This window comes from Shewanella sp. A22, from assembly GCF_053850585.1.
Map to the genome: position 1 here is coordinate 1 of NZ_JBSQBN010000209.1, position 3546 is coordinate 3546.

Below are 3546 nucleotides of genomic sequence, written 5' to 3' on the forward strand. Positions count from 1 at the left end.
TCAGGTATTCCACTTCTGTGTTACATCGATTTAAAAGGCAACAACCATTTCTACATCAATGTGCCTTGAATTGAAAAACCTGAGAGACTCTGAACTGACCAGATATTTAATGAGATTGGTATTAGATAGATTAACGACATTAATGTTTATTCTAAACATGCTATGTCGCTATTGGTCCCGTTTGCTGAGGATACACTTGGTTTCTACCATTCTTTTTAGCTTGATACAGGTACCTGTCGGCAATGTTGATTAGCTCATCAATATTTTGATCATCAGTTAATTGTGAAATGCCAATACTAATGGTTACGCTTACCTCTTGTTTGAGAAAGTTGACTTTGTGTTTCTGTACATTCATTCTAATTTTTTCAGCGATGATAAAAGCGTGTTCGGCCGACGTTTGTGGCAAAATAAACAGAAATTCTTCGCCTCCCCAACGGGCAACACAATCTTGTTGTCTTACACTTTGTTTAAATATTTGCGCGAGTTCGGTCAATATCATATCGCCACAATTATGGCCGTATTTATCATTAACCATTTTGAAATGATCAAGGTCACACAGTAAAACAGATAAGGGATCGTCGTTTCTTGATGTTCTTGATTTTTCTTGCTGTAAAACCGTCAAAGCATTGCGTCGATTAGCTAATTTGGTTAATGGATCAGATAAGGCGAGTTGTTGGTATTTTTGGCTTAATTCCAACGCACTATTGTAGGATAGCATTCTTGAGTATTCATATAATGCAGAGAGAAAGCTGGTGGTTAAAAATGACAATATTAAACGTATTCTAAACTCAGTTGAATAAGCAGCATGTTGGATAATATCGGTTGGGAAAAACATAATAAGAGTGACAACGGCTAAGAAAAATAAAAGATTAGCCAGCCCATAACTCAGTCCCAATACATAAACAGATACTGGAGCTACAATGAATATCCACAACGGACCGGTTTGCTCTACACCGCCTGCATATACTAAATAAAACATCAATAAATACAATGAGTAAATAGTAATATAAGAACTGAGTTTAAGCTTTTTGTATTTGCTCAGCGCAATGTAGGCTAAACAATAGATAATACAGGCAATAAACAAGATCACTGTTAGTGGTTGATCTTGGTTAAATAAGCTAATGGTTCCCATGATAAAAGTCATCGTCATTCCAACGAGCGAAAACAGGGATATAACGTGAGTTTGCTGTAATTCTCCGTTACTTTTACCTTCATTTTTAATGAATGCTAGCAATGATTAATCCTTTAAATACTTTGTGCCAGATAAGAAACTAGAGTTGAGTTAATTAATGTGCAAAAGCCATACGTATAATTATAGTTATTAGTATTTAGAGTGCCATGAAATGAGTATTTATCCAACGATATTTTTCTCAAGACTGAAGCGTTAATACGGATGAACTTGATAAATTCATTGAGCAGAATGTTTTGCTATAACTGAAATGAAAGGTGAAAATAATCTGATATTTAAAGCAGTAAACTGAAAATGGGAGATACTTTATAAAGTGTTTGAGATATTTTTTATTGTTATTATTTGTTGTCTTTAATTGCCGCGAAGCGTCCAGCACTTGTGCTTTTAACGCTTCTACGACATATTTTTAACAGTGTTTACTCTTCGTCAATTTCTGCATTGTGATATACGTTTTGGACATCATCACAATCTTCTAGTGCGGCAATAAACTTATCAAATGCTTCAATATCTTCACCGCTAATTGATGTCATCGTTTGTGGTACAAAGGATAACGTCTCAATTTTAAAGTCAATATCTGGATACGCTTCTGTTAGTGCAGTTCTAACATTATTGTATTCAGTTATGGGTGCAAACACACTGATTAAGCCATCTTCTAACTCTACATCTGTGACATCAATTTCTGCCATCATAAGCAGTTCAAGAATGGCTTCGTCGTCTTCACCTTCGAATACAAATACGGCTTGATGATCGAACATGTGGCCAACCGTGCCAGGGCCGCCTAATTTTGCATCATTTTTAACGAATGCTTGGCGCACTTGAGTAAACGTTCGTTTGCCGTTGTCGGTTAAACAATCAACGATGACCATGCAACCACCAGGACCAAAACCTTCATAACGTGCGCTATCGTAGTCTTCTCCACCACCGCCACGAGCCTTTTCGATGCCGCGTTCGATAACGTGTGCAGGGACTTGATCTTTTTTCGCGCGGGAAATAAGGCCACGTAATGCAAGGTTACCGTCAGGGTCGACGCCGCCCTGCTTGGCACAAATATAAATTTCTTTGCCGTAGCGTGAATAAAGTCGAGTTTTTTGGCCGGCTGTTTTGGCCATTGATTCTTTACGGTTTTGGTATGCTCTGCCCATCTTAATCTCGTTATATTTCGGAAATGGAAGTCGTAAAATTGACGCCGATTCTAGCAGGAATAAGTCGTTGTGTTTAGGTGCTGGGTCTAAATTTTATATAAATAACCTCGACTAAGAATAATAAAAGGTGTTCAAACAGTCTCTTGGACATCTTGCTAGAAGAGGATTGGGGTAAAATAGATAAACAATTGATGGGTAGGTGGTTGTACTCAAAAACAATGTTCAAGTTGATATAACAGGCGTTAAACAACTATTATTTTTATGGGTTTTTGTTATGTTCATTTTACCGATTAAGAAACGCAAAAATGGCTTGGTAACACCATAAATAGTGTAAATATTAGTGCTAGCCCACTATTTACAAGAACAAAATCATTTAAGTACACATCAGATGTGTTAAATTTAAGTTTAAAGTGTTGGGGAACGATAATATAATTTAATGCTAAATTATTATTTGTAACCGAACCATATAAATAAGAGAAAGGAGCTCTCTATTGGTTGAACTCAATATTGTTAGTCTATTGTTTCGTCCATTTATCCTGAGATGTGTTGATGAGCGACATGATCAATATCATTTCTACACTTAAACCAGTAAGCTGGAAATGAGAGTACGAATATGAAATCTGAATCTGCTGCAGATCAAAAGTCTTCGGCGACCGTAACGGTGTTGTACTATGATGCACCCGTTGGCCTTGAAATGTTTAATGCCGTTCTGACGGGGCTAACTATCAGTCAAACTGGACGCGTGATGATCCCAGAGTCATTTCGACGAGGAAAATCGATTATTGCGGTATTAGAAGGCGAGTGCAAAATATTGAACTCACTAGGTGAACGTGTTTATTCACAGCGAGTAGTAAGTTAGCGTTATAACTTATTGGCGTTAACACAATCAATAAAAGACACATTTAGTGTCTTTTTTTATACTTGCTATGTGCTTTATGAGTACAACTTTTTCTGCCGTATCTCTAACCTGAATTTGGGGTAAGTATTTAAAATACAATAAAAATCAAATCTTAGTGTTAACATTTATCAAATTTATCATTATTTTTACACACAAGGCGAGTTGATGTATCAATAGTTGGCCTATTACAAGTTATACCAATCCCATTAAATATCTGGTCAGTTCAGAGTCTCTCAGGTTTTTCAATTCAAGGCACATTGATGTAGAAATGGTTGTTGCCTTTTAAATCGATGTAACACAGAAGTGGAATACCTGAG

At 36.5% G+C, this 3546-nt stretch carries 3 protein-coding genes; 1 reads left to right on the plus strand and 2 read right to left on the minus strand.

The window, feature by feature from the left end; translation table 11 throughout:
• Positions 1-160: 160 nt before the first annotated feature.
• Entirely contained in the window at positions 161-1234 is a 1074-nt protein-coding gene (locus ACWXWT_RS20140) for a GGDEF domain-containing protein (RefSeq protein ID WP_456043351.1), read from the minus strand.
• 371 nt (positions 1235-1605) lie between these two features.
• Complete coding sequence (locus ACWXWT_RS20145) at positions 1606-2331, minus strand: YebC/PmpR family DNA-binding transcriptional regulator (protein ID WP_456043352.1); 726 nt, start codon at positions 2329-2331, stop codon at positions 1606-1608.
• Between the two features lie 613 nt (positions 2332-2944).
• On the opposite strand from ACWXWT_RS20145, the gene ACWXWT_RS20150 reads away from it, so the two are divergent.
• Entirely contained in the window at positions 2945-3190 is a 246-nt protein-coding gene (locus ACWXWT_RS20150; RefSeq protein WP_456043353.1) for a TIGR02922 family protein, read from the plus strand.
• Positions 3191-3546: the final 356 nt, after the last annotated feature.

Coding starts and splice junctions, on each gene's coding strand:
- ACWXWT_RS20145 (WP_456043352.1), bottom strand. CDS start 2,331: ATGGGCAGAGCATACCAAAACCGTAAAGAATCAATGGCCAAAACAGCC.
- ACWXWT_RS20150 (WP_456043353.1), top strand. CDS start 2,945: ATGAAATCTGAATCTGCTGCAGATCAAAAGTCTTCGGCGACCGTAACG.